Genomic DNA, 16,256 nt, shown 5'->3' with positions numbered 1-16,256 from the left:
CAAAATAAATAAATTACTGATTTTCAATAAATTAATTGTACATTTGTATCATAATTAAAATATATTATAATGCAACAAGGAACAGTAAAATTTTTCAATGAGACAAAAGGTTTTGGATTTATCGTACCAGCTAATGGTGATAGCGAAATATTTGTCCACAGTTCAGGCTTAATCGACAACATTCGTGAGAATGATTCAGTAAGCTATGACGTTGAGCAAGGTAAAAAAGGCTTAAACGCAATTAATGTTAAGATCAGTTAATTAAACTCATTTTATAAATTAAGAAGAGCATCCTCAAAAGGGATGCTTTTTTTATGGGATGCTTTTCCAAATTACTACCTTTAGCTCCGAAAATCACGATCTATATGAATTTTATGAATAAGTTTTTCTTCGCCCTGGCGGTCTTTATGAGCCTTTCAGTTATGCTTTCTGCTCGAAATAAAGGGATTGAGCTCAGATCACCAAATGGAGCTATAAAAGTATCACTGAACATCTCTGATAAAATATATTACTCCATAGCATATCGTGACGATCTGTTGTTAAAGAAAAACCATTTGTCACTGAGTTTAAGAAACGAAGTTCTGGGTGAGGCTCCTAAACTTACGGGAACTAAAAAAGGCCAGGGAAATGACGTTATTAAACCATACATCCCACTAAAATATTCCGCGGTAAAAAACACCTATAACTCAATCCTGTTAAGCTTTAAAGGAAATTATACGGTTGAATTCCGTGCATTTGATGAGGGTATTGCCTATCGTTTTACAACTGCGAAGAAAGGTGAGATAGAAGTGATTAATGAGGATGTTGCGCTTAATTTCCCTTCAGAATACGTACTGCATCTGCAGCAGCCCGGTGGTTTTAAAACTTCCTATGAAGAAAATTATTCGCAGGTAAACTCCAAAGACTGGAAACCTGCAGATAAAATGTCTACACTTCCAGTATTGATCGATACCAGGAAACAATATAAAATACTGATCAGTGAATCAGATCTTCTGGATTACCCTTGTCTGTTTCTAAAAGGAAACGGTGAAAACGGCGTATCGGCGGCTTTTCCCAAAGTACCGTTGGAAATTGGAGAAGATGGCGACAGAAGTCAGAAAATCTTAAAGGAGGCTGATTATATTGCAAAAACTAAAGGCACACGCAGTTTTCCATGGAGGTACTTTGTGATTTCAACAGATGATAAGCAGTTGGTGGAAAATACAATGACCCTAAAACTTGCATCTCCAAGTGTAATCAAAGACCCAAGCTGGATCAAACCAGGGCAGGCAAGCTGGGAATGGTGGAACGATGCAGCTCCATATGGTCCGGATGTAAATTTTGTGTCGGGATATAACCTGGAAACCTACAAGTACTACATAGATTTTGCCGCAAAATATGGCATAAAATATATCGTTATGGACGAGGGCTGGGCCAATAGTACAACCGATCCCTATACGCCCAATCCCAAGGTTGATGTGCACGAGCTAATCAGATATGGTAAGGAGAAGAATGTAGGCGTTATTCTTTGGCTGACCTGGCTTACGGTTCATAACCATATGGAATTATTTAAAACTTTTAGCGACTGGGGTGTAAAAGGGGTAAAAATTGATTTCATGGACCGGAGCGATCAATGGATGGTCAATTATTATGAAAATGTAATCAAAGAGGCCGCAAAGAACAAGTTGTTTGTTGATTTTCACGGTGCATTTAAACCTGCCGGATTAGAATATAAATATCCTAACCTGATTTCATATGAGGGCGTGAGGGGTATGGAACAAATGGGTGGCACCAAACCAGACAATAGTTTGCTTCTACCTTTTATGCGCAATGCTGTGGGACCAATGGACTACACTCCCGGTGCAATGATCAGCATGCAGCCTGAATCGTACAGAGCTGAAAGGCCCAATGCTGCCAGCATTGGAACCAGAGCCTATCAAATGGCATTGTTTGTGGTTTTCGAAAGTGGACTACAAATGCTTGCAGACAACCCCACTCTTTATTACAGAAATTCCGATTGTACAGATTTCATTACGAAGGTGCCAACTACATGGGATGAGACTAAAGCCTTGGCAGCGAAAGCAGGGGACATAGTCGTGGTTGCCAAACGCAAAGGAGAAAAGTGGTTTATTGGCGGCATTACCAATAGTAAACAAGAGGAAAGAACTGTTTCAGTGAATCTTGACTTTCTGACTGCCGGAAAGACGTATATCATGACCTATTTTGAGGATGGTATCAACGCAGGCCGGCAGGCAATGGACTACAGAAAGAAAACCATCCAGGTAAAAGCCGGTGATAAATTTGAAATCAAAATGGTCCGCAGCGGCGGATTTGCAGCCGTGATTTCGGAAAGTTAAACTATAAATTACACTCCATCAGCTAAATAGCCTATTTCCAGCTCATCAAGCCTTTCCTGCATCTCCCGGCCAAAATGAGTCGATAGCATTCTTTTGCACGAAAACTCAGATAAAAGTTTTTCCAGCTCCACGTAATTCATGTGTCCCTCTATCTGCGTGCCGAAGAAATTACATTCGCAAATAAACACTTAAACAGATATATGGTTTGTGCGCTTTTGTATTTATCCAGCCAAGGTATCCTTAAATCCGTCCACTACTTTTTTCGGCTCATCTTTACTTATTTTTTGTGCGGTACTTTAAGATTGCCGTAGGAATTTGCTCCTGAGGCGATTTTCGATAGCGTATGGACTGATAATTCGAGATAAAATCTGACCACTCAAGTTTAAAACAAAATAACCAGCAGGACTGCATACCGCAGGGCCTGCTGGTTCGAGGGAAAAGAGAGCTATCTTTTGTAGGCGCCTAACTCCGCGATGGCGGTTGCAGTGCCGTTTTTATAGTCTGATTTAACGATCATTCTGAAGTACCTGAAAGATGCCGGTTCCAGCAGCTCAAGATATTGCTTGGTTCCGAGATTTTCAAAAGTGTATGCACCTAACGATTTCCAGTTTATGTTATTTGAGCTAACCTGTATTTCGACAAGCTTAGCTGCTCCATCCAATGGAGTGCGCTGTATGTAGGTAAATCCATTAACCAAGTTCTCTGCCTTCATATCTATCGTAACGACATGTGGATAACCATGAGTTTTATCCATGTGCCAAATGGTATTGGTCTTATTATCCAAAGTGTTTTGAGGTACCCGTCCTGATGGAATATCATAGTCTTCAGTTCCTGCCATCCATCCGTTACGTTCGTATTCAATAGCCGGACCTGTAACTTTTACAGTTTGCACATTAGAATAAAAGGTGTCAATTGAAAGAGAATCCGGCACGTATAAGGTTCGATATTGAAAAGTCTCATGGCCAGCCAGGGTATAATTGTCAAGCCGGGTAACCCCGCTGTCTACAGGTACCATGATCGTATGCGATTTTTCATTTTCATCGGTGTAAGTAAGTTCAGTAGCAATAACTGTCGAATCTGCTGCTCCCCAGGTCACATCAACCTTTCCGTTGATAAGTATGGCGGTTTTAACAGGCCTGGCAAGTAATGTATTGATATAGTTATCACCATAAACCCTCCCAATTAGATTGGAAGTAACCGACCTGTTGTTATCCTTATCGTACATGATCAGGTCGAACGAATATGAGCCCTCTCTCAAATCTGTCAGCCATACACTTACGGTATCCGTTTTGGGTGCGATATCTACAATTAACGAATCATTCTTATTGTTCCAGTATAATTTTGCCTTTGTAGTAGATGGATCTGATAATGTCCAGATTATTTTAAGGCGGTTTTTATCTGAATGAGCTTTCAAAGAATCCGGAGTTCCAACATAAGTAATTGACCCCTTTTTTATAAAATCAATGTAGGTGGAATCCATTTTGCTGCAGGCTGCAAGCATAGCAGCAAAAACAATGATTATGATGAGCTTGTCAGCATTTATTTTTTTTAATTTCATGTTAATCTGTTTATGTGTTTATTTGATGAAATTATTAGTCCCTGCTCCCAAAAAAGGTGAGTTCCGCAATATAGTGATGGTCAAGAGCGCCCCACACCTTGTTGGTTTTCCAGCGCAGGTATCTGAATTTTGGTGTTCCCAGGGGGATATCAAATTCTTCACCATCGACAACTGCATATTGAAAATCTTCAGTGGTTACCATTCCCTGTGGTGAACCGGAAGGTTTAATAGATTGGAACTCTCCTATTAACGTCCAGCTATCCCAGGAACCATCCTGATTGGGATCGTTACTACCGTAGAGCTCAAATACCTGCGGATCGCCGCCCGTATACGCACCATCTGTGGCCTGCTGCCCGCCGCCCAAACGATGATAAAACTTAAACCTGCTGAGACTAACATCTGCGCCAAGATCAAAGGTGAACCATTGAGGCAAACCTGTTCCCGGTTTAGTATGAAAGACATTTCCGCTGTTCCAGCTGTTGTCCCAAAGATTGATCATACCAGTACCACAGCAATGCTGCACATATGTATCGGTTGGAAGTTTTACCTCTTTAAACTTCGTTTTATCCAGCTGTTGTTCAAATATCGGCGTAAGCTCCGCATAGGCCGTATCAGAGTGGTTATCCCACCTGTCGCGAACGTAAACCGCAAACTTTCTTTTTACCGGTGCAAAACCACGCACATTTACAAAACCCGTTTTTCTTTTGGTATAAAAAGCATCGGCCGGGACGTAATCTCCTATTGAGTCCTGTACGAGGATGTTGAGCACCAGGTTTGCTTCTGATGGGTTGGTAAAAGATACCCTGATCCCACCAAAATTCTCCTGGATGAACAAGCTTTCAAACGTCTGCTGAATAGGAGGAGTTAAAGGTTTTACTTTTACCACCACCGGTTCCGACGCATTCTCTCCTCTGCTCACAGCATAAAGCTTTACTTCATACTCTCTGGTATCGGCAAACCCGTCTATAGTAAGTGTATTCTTATAATAAGTAGTCTTAACCTCACGCTCTACACCTGGCCTGATGGAATAGGTTGCTTTGACATACAGCATATTAGCCGGTCTCTCATAGGTGATGTTTGCTCCGCCTGGCAGGTTTTCGACTCTTACATTGCTAACTGGTCCCGGTGCGGCGTCATTTTTATTGAATGGCTCGGTATCTGCATCTTTACACCCGGAAATTGTTAATAAAAACAGGCAGGCCGACAATAAGTATCTAAACATGATCAAAGATTTTTTTGATGAAATATTCATTTTATAACTGTTCATTACCATCCGGGATTTTGGTTCATCCGCTTGTTACTCAACAACTCACTCTCCGGCAAAGGCCACAAATAGTCCCGGCTCGTAAATGTTTGGTTGTAAATCACTCTTTCACGGTAATAAGACATTGCATCTTCCTGAATCAAATCCCAGCCTGTAATCGGTTTGTTCAATTCAGTGATTGCCTCCTTCCATCTGCGCAGGTCCCAGAAACGCTGACCTTCAAATGCAAGCTCAATTAACCTTTCTGTATGAAGGATATCACGCATGCCATCTTTGGTGGTGTATTTTCCCGGATTTTTTGAATAATTGGACCAGGAATCTTCAACAGAATATAGCCCTGCCCTTTCCCTGACTAGGTTAATATATTTGTATACCTCAGAATTTGGTCCGCCGACTTCATTTTCTGCTTCAGCATACAAAAGATACAGATTTGCCAGCCGCATCATCGGCCATGGATAAGTCTGTACTGTATATGTAGTCTCACCTATTACATTGTTGAAATTTACCAGTTTCTTTGGCCAGTAACCAGTTACAGAATAACTCGACTCATTTTGAGCACTTGCTGGCTGTCCTTTTTTACTGGATACAAAAAAGAGGTTCTTGGTATCATCAAACAAACCTTGACCATACCAGATTCCACCGTCAAAACCAAGATCTGCATAAAAGCGTGGCTCGCGATCGAAGTTTAACGAAGCAGTAACATAGCCTTCCTGTAAATAACGGCTGTCCTGTGAAGAAACACTCTTAAGCTTAAAACGTCCGGAATAATCATAGTCTTTGTCTTCCTTTATCGGCACACCATTCTTACTGTAGAACATTTCTGCAATTTTCAATGGAGGTGCTATATTGCCCGAAGTTGTACCATTAGATCTTTTAGCAGGGTCGAGTCCGCGGGGAGTAGCCTGATTCTGTAAACTACCTACAAGACTATTGGTATTTCCCCAGATGATTTCAGGATTCCACTTTTCGCACAGCGCATTACGGATATTCATCTGGGTTTTTATCGTATCAGATATCTTATATTGGAAGAATGCGGGATTAAAGGTGTAAAGTTTATGACCGAGAGATTCACAAAATTCAACTGCAGCTTTAGCAGCATCTCTTGCGCGAACCCATTTCTGAGGGTCATGCGTTGTATTAAACAATACATTTCCCTCAGGATCTTTAAACCCGGTATAGTCAGGGTTACCATTAAAAAGCGGGCTCGCTGCAGTGACCAGTACCTCTGCCTTAATGGACATCGCAACTGCTTTTGTAACCCGGCCCAGTTCGGTAACTTCATTATCTATCTTATCTGGCAGATTTGGTAAGGCCTCGTCCAGAAGCTGTACAATATAGTTTACGCAGGAATCCACCGGAGCTCGTACCGGGTATACTTCTTCTACGCTGGCATCTACAGGTACATTTACCTTGATGGTGGCAATAGGCCCATACATCCGGAACATATAGTAATGATAATATGCCTTCAAAAATTTAGCCTCCGCCGCCCATCTGGCCTTTTCAAAGTCAGGCATGTCCGGTACCTGGTTAATATTATCCAAAAAGATATTGCATTCGCGTATACCTTGATAAAGGTCCTTGCCACCATTTACCCCTTGCCAGTAGTTCATGTATGAACCAGACTTATTTTGATTTCCACGAGCTATCTTCCAGGCGTTTGAACCACTGGTAGCGGGAAGCCAGAACTCATCGCCGCCCGCATTCGCCACATTATTTTCGAAAGAACCAAGGGCAGGCATATAGTTGTAACAGCTAAATAAATACCTTTCGGCGGTGCTCCGCAGACGAAAAGCATATTCTATAGTAGCTATGTTGTCCGGCGTAATGTCCAGAAACTTCTTACAAGCGCCGAGTACGCACAGGACCGTCAGGATCAGAATTATTTTTATTGATTTCTTCATGATGATTACTTTTTAGAATGATGCCAGTAAACCGATATTAAACACACGCTGTACCGGATAGCCGAGTCCATTTCCAGCCATTTCGATATCCCAAAGTTTAAAACTGCTAAATGACAATAGATTGGTACCATTTACGTATGCACGGAATTTTTTCATTGCAAATCTTTGTGAGAGTTTTTGAGGCAGAGTATAACCTATCTCCAGCTGTTTAACCCTGAGGAATGCTCCGCTTCGCATAAACCAGGTACTTCTTTGGGCATTGTTCTCTGTGCCTACATTCGTGATGCTGAGACGTGGCCATAAAGCATAGGCATCCTGGTGTTCCTCAGACCAGTGATTGTCCGCATAAGCTTTGAGCAACTGATTCTGTGGCAAGCCGGGCAAAACTTCATCCGGAGAATAGTAATAATTTATGAACGGAGCAGTAGCCATCGCGTCAATCCAGAAAGATTCACGTCCAAGTCCCTGAAAAAAAGTTGAAAAATCAAAATTCTTGTACCCGAGAGAGAAACCAAAACCATAAGTGATCTCCGGCGTAGTAGGATACCCAATCGGCACCTGGTCCAAAGTGGTGATCTCACCATCTCCGTTTACATCATAATATTTAATGTCTCCGCCACCGTACTCTCCAAATTGCCTTGGTGACCTCAGTGCCTCCTCATCATCTATAAACAGTCTTTCAGCTATGTAACCGTATTGTTGTCCGATTGATAATCCAACATGCCGTTTCCAAGGAGCTTCGTCATAAAATGGCTCCTCAAATTTAAGGTATTTGCTCGCTGCATAGGTGAAATTGGCCATAGACTGCAGCCAAAAACCACTTGAAAACGAATGGGTATAATTTAAAGAGATGTCAACACCCTTACCTTCTGCTTCTCCTATATTTGCCTTTGGCTGAGCGGAAAGTCCCATGGTAGCCGGAGTAGCGGTACGGGTCATTAATATGCCGCTTCTATGTTCTTTGAAGAAATCTACCTGTAAGCTATAGTCTCTGAAGAGATCCAGCTCTAAAGCAACATTTGTCTTCTTTGCAGTTTCCCAGGTGATGTCATTGTTGGCATACCGGGAAAGTGAAATCCCATTTCTTGAATAACCATTTTCACGTCCGAAGACCGCACCTCTTCCCGCATCATTCATATTTACATTAGATAAATACAAGAAACGATCAGTAGCCGACCCGATCGCATCATTTCCTGATAATCCGTAAGTTCCTCTCAATTTAAGCTTGGTGACGACGTTTTTCAGTGGTTCCCACCATTTCTCATTGGAAATGTTCCAGGCTACGCCGGCTGAAGGAAACAAGCCCCACCGGTTGGTCTCATAGAATCTTTCTGATCCGTTGTATCCGAAATTTACCTCAGCATAATAGCGGTTATCATAACCATAAGTAGCGCGGCCGGCGAGTCCTACATTCCTAAAAGGCAGCGAAGATTGTAAGTCACTGACGACACCAGTAAGCTCATTACGAAGCATAAATACAAACAGCCCGCTCAGGGAGTGTTTTTCATTGAAAATCCGGCTGTAATTCAACGATGACTGCATATAGAATTTCGAATTGACAGTCCTGTCCCCTGGTACATAATCAAGATACTCAGTACCTGTTTCCTCATTCAGCAGGTCAATTTTATAGGTATTTGCTTGCTTATCATAAGCACCGGCTTGATACCAAAATGGCCTGTAGGTTCTTCTTACATCAAAAAAATTATTTCGTGTGATATTCAGCAATGCGCTGAAGTTCAATCCTGATGTCAGCATACCGAGGTCTTGTTTAGCCTCAAACTGCGCAGACATGTTGGATCTCGAATAATTTTTATATCCTTTTACCAGCTCGGAATAAGGGTTTAACAAATAAGCTCCGCTTCCGTTATCATAATTACCAAACATGATATGCTTCACATAAGAATGGTCTGCATCTACAGGATAATAGGCCGGAAATAGTACTGGATTGGTACGCATCACTTTTTTGTAGATGTCTGCCCCGTCGCTTACCGGACCTGAATAATCGTCAAAGCTTCCGCTCATCCTCACAATAACCTCAGTGCTCTTGGTCAGGTTTACATTAACATTAGACCTCAGCGTATAGCTTTTCAAGTCTATATTGCTATTGAAATCGTTCCTCTGATCAACTTTAAGGATGCCGTTATCCTGGTTTACGGACCCGGCGATAAAATAACGTGCAACTCCACCACCACCAGTTACATTGAGATTTGCCCGCTGATTCATGGTATAATCGTTAAACAATGTTTTTTTCCAGTCGGTAGCAGGGTACATATACTGGTTTACTCCCGCCTTGGTATAATCTATTTTTTGATCAGTATAAGGCAAGATTCCCAGTGGATCACGTGTCAGCACGGCCTCATTGTTCAGCTTCATATAGGTAATTGGATCGGCCAGCTCTACATCTCTTGTTGGTGCAGATAGTGAGTTCTCAACTCGAAAATCAATTGATGCCTTTTGAACCCTGCCTTCTTTGGTGACGATCAAAATTACGCCATTAGCTGCCCGGCTGCCGTATAATGAGGTGGCAGTTGCATCTTTCATAATGGAAAAACTTGCAATATCGTCTGCCTGCAAACGCGCTAGGTCGGTCGTTGTCACCTCAATATTATCAATAAGAATCAGCGGATCTCTTTTATAACCAAATGATGTCACCCCGCGAATGAAGAACTCAGCATTGTCCTGCCCCGGCTCTCCACTGCGCTGATAGGCAATAACACCAGCTGCCCGCCCGGCCAGTGCAGTCGTCAGGTTGCTTGACGGCACTTTCAGTTCAGATGGTTTAATCGAGGTTACAGAACCGACCATATCAGTTTTCTTCTGTTTACCAAAGGCCACAACGACCACCTCGTCCAAGCCGTTGTCTGATGACTTCATAGTTACATTGACTGTGGGTTTTCCGTTGATAGGTACCTCCTGGGTTTGAAATCCCACCATAGAAAACACCAGCACCGCGTTGTCATCCGCAACGTCGAGGATATATTTACCGTTCTGATCTGTCGTAGTCCCGGTTTTGGTTCCTTTGATTGTCACAGATACCCCCGGCAGAACGCCTACTGAATCACGGACAGTTCCCTTTACGTCTTGCCTCATCGTTGGTATCACTGTACCCGGTTTGGCACCGGTCTGTGGTGCCAGTACGACAATGGTTTTGTTGTTGATCACATAGGTAAGCGGCTGAGCTGAAAAGCATTGGTCCAGTACTTCTTTTAATGGGACATTTTTGACCTTGATACTTACCGGCAAAGCCTGTTTTAGCATAGAAGAACTCATTATGAAACTATAATCAGTCTGTCTGCTGATGTCATCAAAGATTTCCTTCAGAGAAGCGCGTTCCTTGTCTATACTTATTTTCTGCGCATATGTGGCGGAATAGGCATGCATGAAGGAAGTGATCAATAAAATGCAAATTAGCTTCATTACTAACAGGAATTTAAATGGCATACGGGGTCTTATCCCGCAGGGAATTACATTATAAAATTTATACATTTGGTTGTCAGCTTGATTTATAATTGGTTTAAGCGAATTGATTTAAGTTGCTGATATTAGCCCTGGGTGCTGCGAACACCCGGGCTTTTTATTGAGAGCAACTATTATGTTTAAAAAATTAGTAACTATTTAGACATAACAATAACCCTCCTTCCCTCAACTTTAAAATGAACTTCTCCGGTTAATTGCAGATTTTTCAATAATTCTGATATGTTTTCATAGCGCTGCCCCCTGCCATAAAATCCTTTGTTTTTCATGTTGCCCCTGTATTCTATTTCTACGTCATACCATCTCGCGGCCTTTTCCATGATGCTGTAAATGTCCTCGTCCTGATATACAAAATATCCGTTTTTCCAGGCAATAGCATCTTCCACGTTCACGTATTTCACAGTCAGTTGGCCGTTTGCAGATGATACTCCGGATTGGCCCGGCTTTAACATCGCTGCCCGGCTGCTGTTCCTTAACCTCACAGAACCCTGCAGTAAGGTGGTATTTACATCTCGGCCTTCTCCATAAGCATTGATGTTAAAATGGGTGCCCAACACCTCGACCTCAGTGCCTTTTACCAGTACCTTAAAGGGAGAATTTTTATTTTCGGCAACTTCCAGATAGGCTTCTCCGGATAGCTCTATCTTACGGGATTTGCTGCAGAAAACCGCAGGAAATTTAATAGTAGATTCGGCGTTCATCCATACTTTAGTTCCATCAGGCAACAGCAGCTGCGTCTCACCACCCCTTGGGGTCGAGATCGTATTGTAAACTTCTTCTGCTTCTGTAACCGGCTGGGCTGCCATAGAATTATAGACAATCCGGCCATCTTCACTTTTTAGAATCACAGTTTTTCCCTGGCTGGCCACTATCCCATTTCTGGAATCATCAAGGACAATGGTAGAGCCATCCTGCAAGGTCAGTATCGCTTTATGGCTTCCGGGTTTTATCACATTGGTTTTTGCAATCTGATCCTTTAAAACCGGCATACCTGCAGAATTCATATAATAATAGAATAATCCTGAACCCAGGATAAGCAGTACTGCCGCAGCTGCAGAAAACTTATACCATAAAAACCGGTCCGTCCTGGGTTTACCCTGAATTTCTCCCTGCAAACGATTATATATCCGGCCTATAATTGACTTTTCATCACCCAATGTCGTAGTATCCCATGGCTCATCAGCCAGGGCGAATTCATCAGTATATGCTTCAAAAAGTTCTTTCTCCTGTTCAGTGCAATGGCCGGCGGTATATTTTTCATACAACAGAGTGTACTCTTCTTTTGTCATGATTTATGTTTGGTTAACTGTATAGTACCAAATCTTCCGGGGCACACACATACTTTTAAAAAGTATTTTTTTTAATAATAAATTTTATAGCTTAGGCAAACCAAATTTAACCACACAAATGGACACCGACCACGAACTATGGGATAGTATCAGGGAGGATAATGAACAGGCGTTTGCCACATTGTTTTACCGCTATTCTGCTAAGATCTATAGCAGTGCCTATTCCTATATCAGGGATCCGGTCGCGTGTGAGCAGATTGTCCATGACATATTCATCACACTGTGGACCAACAGAAAAAACCTTAACATTCAGTCATTCAAAGCATATTTAACTTCTGCCTCAAGATACCGTGTTTACAAACATATCACAGCCTGCAAAGTAATCCCAATCGACTATAAAGAAAACCTTGAAGAATACGTTTTTGCAGACTATACCTCTCAAAATAAAGGATACAGTAACTTAGCACGTCAGGAATTGGAAATGGAGGTAGACTCCTGCCTCAGCAGTTTACCTAAACGATGCCGGGAGATCTTTGTTATGAGCCGTAAACATGAACTGTCCAACGATGAAATTGCCGAGCAGCTCGGAATTTCCAAGCGAACAGTAGAAAACCAGCTGACCTACGCTTTAAGACATTTACGTTTTTCTCTGAAAGATGTATCCGTAGTCTTAATTATTCTTGAAGGGTTATACAACCTGCGCTCTTAAGTCCTGACCGGAGTGATGCTGTTTACATAGTTTTTCATTACGGGAATATCTGCTGCTGCCCAGTCCAGATCCGGAAGTTCATTTGCATTAAACCAACAATAATCTGCATGCTCTTTTAGTGCGATCATACCCCCGGTGATCTCGCAGACAAACGGAATGAGCCTGATGTTAAAATCCGGATAAACATGTTCATTGGCTGGCATTTCAAAGATTACCTTAATATCGAGGTTCAATTCTTCTTTTATTTCCCTGATCAGGCAGGCCGATGAGGTTTCCCCTTTCTCGACTTTTCCCCCGGGAAACTCCATCTTTAAAGGAAGCTTCATTGTAGTACTGCGCTGCGTCACTAGTACCTGTCCCTTAGGACTTACAATAATAGCACAGGCAACATCAATCATAAGTTCATTCGTTCCCGTTTCTATATTCAAACGTAGATGTTGATCCTCCGACAGAGCCTACAGCAGAATGCAAATGGGCAACCGAAACAGTAATCGGATAGCCGTCACTGTCGTAGGTATAAGTGTAGGTTGAAGTTAAAGTAGCCCCATCAGGATAGATAATAACAGCCTTTAGCAGATCATTGACAGAAAAACTATCAAAAAACTCAGCACCCGTATAATATTTTTGTCTGCTGTCTTTAAATCTGCTGAATTTATTTCCATAAGTATTCACCACCTTTATAATCACATTCGATTCAGATTCAGTTTCAATGATGTTATTGTCCTTATATTTAATCTTTGTTTTTTGTGCAATTACCCCATTTTCGCTAATGTTTATGTCAGTGATCAGCTCGCCCGAATAAGCAAAGCTATAAGTAGCCTCTTTTTGAAGTGTACCGCCATCATATGATTTCGCGATTATTTTAACAGGCTTGCCTCCGCTATAAGTGAAAACCGAGTTATTAGATATATTGCCACTTCTGACTTCGATTGCTGCGATTTCCTCACTCTTGTAACTATATTTGATTTCCTGGGTACTGCCCGTTTTGATACTGATCATCCTGTTCTTATCGTCATAAGTGTAAGTGCTCACGCTGGTGGCGCCATTTGATATCTCCGTTACTTTGGAAAGTAACTTAACAGGGGCTTCCTGCTCATCAGCTTCCTTTGGCTTATCTTTCTTACAACCTGAAAGCGCAAAAGCCATGCAAATAATTAAAATTGTAAAATGCTTGTTCATCATATTGATTCGTTAATTTACCCTAATTTAAACTTTTATTCCGTTAAATAAAAACAATTCATTATCCTCCTGTTTTCGTCCATCCTTATCATGTCTGACTTCCATTTACTTTCCTGCTGCCTTCCATCTCACCTCTGGTTTCGGAACTCTGCATCAACTCTCTGACCATAATCCAGAGACCATTGCATGACCCAAAGGGTTGTTCAACGGCCTTGCAGCAGTCTTTAAACCAAGAGGGAGATGCAGGGGAGCATGAAGGCGGTAAGACGGGAAAACTACCTTAGCGGTGATATCAAATCTTTTATTAACTTAGAGATAACCATTAACCGCTGTCATAATCGATTCACGTGCATCAACTAAGCCCTATATTCAGGAATATATTCTGCCTACTGTGTTTGTTTATATTTCATTACAGTGCCTGCGCCCAACCCAACGCACCTGATGCTCCCAACATTAGCTATACGACTCCGAACATCTACTCTAAGAATATCCCCATCAATCCATTAGTACCACAAAATACCGGAGGGCCTGTTCCACGTATCCCGTATGCAAATGTAACTACCTTTGCAGGCAGTGTCACCGACCAGCCAGGGCAGACAGACGGTGTAGGGACCGCAGCCAGATTTGACCGGCCAGCTGGTCTTGGTTCTGACAGCAACGGCAATATTTATGTTGCCGACGGCTTCAATGACATCATCAGAAAAATAACTGCAGACGGCACCGTAACCACTATAGCAGGCACAGGGGTGGCCGGTCATGCAGACGGGAATGCGCTCAACGCCAGATTCAACAGGCCCTGGGGGGTATTGCTGGACAATACAAGAAATATTTATGTAGCCGACAAGGACAATCACGTGATCCGCAAGATCAGTCCTGCCGGAACAGTAACCACTATTGCCGGGACAGTGAACAGAGAAGGTGCGGTCAACGGAACAGGTACCTCGGCTAAATTTTTCAGTCCGGAGAATATGGTATTTGATGATGATGGCAATATGTATATCGCCGATACAGACAATCACCTCATCCGGAAAATGACACCTGCCGGTGAAGTCACTACTTTTGCCGGCTCCGGTGATCCCGGAAAGATAAATGGTTCCGGAACCGCTGCAAGCTTTAATAAACCAATCGGATTGGTCATAAACCGCATCACAGGCGATATTTATGTAGCGGAATATGGCAATCATCTGATCAGAAAAATAACTCCAGACGGACGTGTCTCCACATTTGCAGGCAGCGGGCTGCCCGGCAATTCCAATGGAACCGGTGAATCGGCGAGTTTTGATCGCCCATACGGATTAACCATAGACAAACTGGGAAACCTGTACCTTTCTGATGCCAATGATGTCATAAAAAAAATCACTCCCGCCGGAAAGGCTTATACGATAGCAGGAAGCTTACGTGTTCCGCCCGGCTCAAATGATGGTCTGGCCCTAAAAGCCGCATTCTATACGCCGATAGGTCTTACTTTCGACAATAATTCTAACCTGTATGTTGCCGATGAAAACAACAATAAGATAAGGAAGATTACCTTGGGTGGCGGATATTTTGTGGACAAACCTCTACCGGCAGGGCTCGAACTCGATCCTTCGACCGGTGTGATTACAGGGACGCCTACAGAGGCCTCTCCTTCCACTGATTACACCATCATCGGGCACAATTCTTTCGGTGAAAGCAGTTTTGTGATGAATATCACCGTTAAGGAGAGAATTGAGCCGATAGCTCAGATTAGTCCTGCAAGCACCGAAGTTTGTGAGGGATCCTCGGTCACATTTAGGGCAACGGCTCAAAATGCTGGTTCGGCACCTGTGTATCAGTGGAAAGTAAACGGGCTTGATGCGGGGCCGGATTCACCTGAATTCAGCAGGAATGATTTCCAAAATGGCGATAAAATAACCTGTGTGGTCATCAACAATGACAACGATTCCCCCATAAATTCTGCACCTTCCAATGAAGCGGTTGTTACCGTCAAACCTTTGGTGACGCTTATTGTCAATATATCAACTGATCAAAACAGTCAGGTATGCGCAGGCACCCGCGTCAATTTCACCGCCTTCTCTCCTACTAATTCATTGAGTTCTCCAAGATATGAATGGCATATAAATGGACAGTCTACAGGTGTTATGGGTATCAACTTTAGCAGCGCAACTCTTCGGGACGGCGATCAGGTGAACTGTACGCTTACTGCCCCGGCAGATTGCGTTGTCAATCCGTCAGCAACGTCCAATATCCTGACCATTACCTTTCTTCCTGAGATACTATGCAGGGTAAGTCCGCCCAATGCATTCTCCCCAAATGGCGATGGCAACAATGATTCCTGGATCATCCCGGCATTGCTCAGTTATCCTGATTGTACAATTCAGATTTTCAATCGATATGGCGAATCAGTGTTTCGTTCCAAGGGACATGCCAAACCCTGGGATGGCAGCCACAAAGGCAGGCCTCTTCCGGCAGGCACTTACTATTACGTGATTGGTCTAACTCCTGACCTTAAAAAACTTTCGGGAGCGGTGACGATATTACGTTAAACATTTTCCCGGGATATGGTG

12 protein-coding genes are annotated in these 16,256 nt (G+C 42.7%); 4 read left to right on the top strand and 8 right to left on the bottom strand.

Features of this window, described 5'->3' with window-relative positions:
- Positions 1–69 precede the first annotated feature (69 nt).
- Entirely contained in the window at positions 70–261 is a 192-nt protein-coding gene (locus QEP08_RS05890) for a cold-shock protein (protein WP_073234115.1), read from the top strand.
- Positions 262–374: 113 nt separating this feature from the next.
- Positions 375–2,336 carry a glycoside hydrolase family 97 protein gene (locus tag QEP08_RS05885; protein WP_285056553.1) on the top strand — a complete coding sequence of 654 codons (1,962 nt, stop codon included), beginning with the start codon at positions 375–377 and terminating at the stop codon, positions 2,334–2,336.
- 8 nt (positions 2,337–2,344) lie between these two features.
- Here the strand turns inward: QEP08_RS05885 and QEP08_RS05880 are convergent, their stop codons facing one another.
- The 6 genes from QEP08_RS05880 to QEP08_RS05855 all read right to left on the bottom strand — a co-directional run bounded on the left by QEP08_RS05880 (position 2,345) and on the right by QEP08_RS05855 (position 11,822).
- Positions 2,345–2,524, bottom strand: a complete 180-nt coding sequence (locus tag QEP08_RS05880; protein ID WP_285056552.1) for a hypothetical protein — start codon at positions 2,522–2,524, stop codon at positions 2,345–2,347.
- Between the two features lie 257 nt (positions 2,525–2,781).
- Positions 2,782–3,894 carry a DUF4998 domain-containing protein gene (locus QEP08_RS05875; RefSeq protein ID WP_285056551.1) on the bottom strand — a complete coding sequence of 371 codons (1,113 nt, stop codon included), beginning with the start codon at positions 3,892–3,894 and terminating at the stop codon, positions 2,782–2,784.
- A 34-nt stretch (positions 3,895–3,928) separates the two neighbouring features.
- Complete coding sequence (locus tag QEP08_RS05870) at positions 3,929–5,116, bottom strand: DUF5000 domain-containing lipoprotein (RefSeq protein ID WP_285056550.1); 1,188 nt, start codon at positions 5,114–5,116, stop codon at positions 3,929–3,931.
- Positions 5,117–5,160: 44 nt separating this feature from the next.
- A complete protein-coding gene (locus QEP08_RS05865) occupies positions 5,161–7,059 on the bottom strand; it encodes a RagB/SusD family nutrient uptake outer membrane protein (RefSeq protein WP_285056549.1) in 1,899 nt (632 codons plus the stop codon).
- A 12-nt stretch (positions 7,060–7,071) separates the two neighbouring features.
- Positions 7,072–10,476 (bottom strand): TonB-dependent receptor, encoded by a 3,405-nt coding sequence (locus QEP08_RS05860; protein ID WP_285056548.1) that lies wholly within the window; start codon positions 10,474–10,476, stop codon positions 7,072–7,074.
- A gap of 194 nt (positions 10,477–10,670) precedes the next feature.
- Positions 10,671–11,822 (bottom strand): FecR family protein, encoded by a 1,152-nt coding sequence (locus tag QEP08_RS05855; protein ID WP_285056547.1) that lies wholly within the window; start codon positions 11,820–11,822, stop codon positions 10,671–10,673.
- Between the two features lie 118 nt (positions 11,823–11,940).
- Between QEP08_RS05855 and QEP08_RS05850 the strand changes: the two genes are divergently transcribed.
- Positions 11,941–12,531, top strand: coding sequence for an RNA polymerase sigma factor (locus QEP08_RS05850; protein WP_285056546.1), 591 nt, complete (start codon positions 11,941–11,943; stop codon positions 12,529–12,531).
- On the opposite strand, the gene QEP08_RS05845 is transcribed toward QEP08_RS05850, so the two are convergent.
- Both QEP08_RS05845 and QEP08_RS05840 read right to left on the bottom strand, forming a co-directional pair.
- Complete coding sequence (locus QEP08_RS05845; protein ID WP_285056545.1) at positions 12,528–12,959, bottom strand: (deoxy)nucleoside triphosphate pyrophosphohydrolase; 432 nt, start codon at positions 12,957–12,959, stop codon at positions 12,528–12,530. The two genes, QEP08_RS05850 and QEP08_RS05845, sit on opposite strands and share 4 nt — an antisense overlap.
- Complete coding sequence (locus QEP08_RS05840; RefSeq protein ID WP_285056544.1) at positions 12,934–13,713, bottom strand: hypothetical protein; 780 nt, start codon at positions 13,711–13,713, stop codon at positions 12,934–12,936. Before QEP08_RS05840 ends, QEP08_RS05845 begins: the two co-directional genes overlap by 26 nt.
- Positions 13,714–14,105: 392 nt before the next feature.
- Between QEP08_RS05840 and QEP08_RS05835 the strand changes: the two genes are divergently transcribed.
- A complete protein-coding gene (locus tag QEP08_RS05835; protein WP_285056543.1) occupies positions 14,106–16,235 on the top strand; it encodes a T9SS type B sorting domain-containing protein in 2,130 nt (709 codons plus the stop codon).
- Positions 16,236–16,256 lie beyond the last annotated feature (21 nt).

Source organism: Pedobacter ginsengisoli (genome assembly GCF_030244015.1).
GTDB classification, from domain to species: domain Bacteria; phylum Bacteroidota; class Bacteroidia; order Sphingobacteriales; family Sphingobacteriaceae; genus Pedobacter; species Pedobacter ginsengisoli.
Note: the sequence above shows the minus strand (reverse complement) of the source record. Positions and strands in the feature narration are given on the sequence as shown.